Source organism: Rhodobacter sp. P2_H5 (genome assembly GCF_056403335.1).
This window is the reverse complement of the sequence record NZ_JBFUFS010000068.1, coordinates 1-1,112: the sequence shown is the minus strand read 5'-3', so window position 1 is coordinate 1,112 and position 1,112 is coordinate 1. Positions and strand designations below refer to the sequence as shown.

The 1,112-nt window shown below is 57.4% G+C and carries 1 protein-coding gene and 1 pseudogene; both read right to left on the bottom strand.

Annotation, left to right across the window (positions count from 1 at the left end):
* The coding region (locus tag AC1DVR_RS23480) for a hypothetical protein (protein WP_478003040.1) at positions 1-296 on the bottom strand (296 nt) is incomplete at its 3' end.
* Between the two features lie 260 nt (positions 297-556).
* Positions 557-1,112: pseudogene (locus tag AC1DVR_RS23475) on the bottom strand (DUF2493 domain-containing protein); the annotation flags it as partial.

Here is a 1,112-nt window from a genome sequence, read left to right as displayed (position 1 = left end):
GTTAGGCACCTATTTGCGACAAGATCATCAGCCAGCCTGTAGAACTGCTCAGTTTCCTCTTTGCCGCCTTTGAAACGGGCTCTCCGAAGAAGTTGAAACCGAATTACTTGATCATTCGGGTCTGTCTTGTGCAATACGCTGCCAATGTAATGGTTTAACAGTCGCTTTGGATCGACATCAGGCGATACCCTCAGCATTTCTGAGAATGTATCATAGCCACGAAAAAAATCTGTTGGATTGGTGGTATAAACCCAACCCTTATTTAGTTCCGTAACAAGCCGCGCTTCGTCTGCCATGCAATCTCCGGAATTTCCTGACAACCCACTCTGATGAAGCGCACTTGTCTGCCGTGTGGCATGGCGCCCACCCTATTGGTCAGGATGGTTTTGTCACAGTCACGATGGCTTTGGACCTCACATCGTTCACTTTTGCTCGCGAGCAGGCGCAAGTAAAGGGTTTGCTGCTCGATATTGCTTTAGTTCGTCTTTGCACTGCGCCGTCTGGCCATGATGTGACGTCCGGCAAGCGCCAATAAGCAGTTTTGAGCGGGCAGCGCTCACGCGCTGCCCGTCGCCATGCGGTAGACTGGGATGCCCATTTTGCGGGCTTTGTCGGCCAAGTTGTCCTGGATACCGGTGCCCGGGAAGACCACGACGCCGATCGGCATGCAGTCCAGCATCTGGTCGTTGCGCTTGAAGGGTGCGGCCTTGGCGTGTTTGGTCCAGTCCGGCTTGAAGGCGACCTGTGGCACCTTGCGGTTGGAGGCCCAAGTGGCCGCGATGCGCTCGGCGCCCTTCGGTGATCCGCCGTGCAACAGCACCATGTCGGGGTGCTTGGCGTAGATCTGATCGAGACGGTCCCAGATCATCCGGTGATCGGTGGTGTCCCCGCCCGAGAAGGCAACCTAGGGTCCCTGGGGCACCAGGCTCTCGGTCTCTGCGCGTTTCTTGGCTGCGATGAAGTCGCGGCTGTCGATCATCGCAGCAGTCAGGTGGCGATGGCTGGTGCGCGAGCCCGAACGCGGTGACCAGTGAGTGCCGGTGGCCTTGAGGAAGAGGTCGGCAGCGGTTTCGCGGAAAAGTTCCATGCTCTCCCGCCGGTCGATCAGGCCC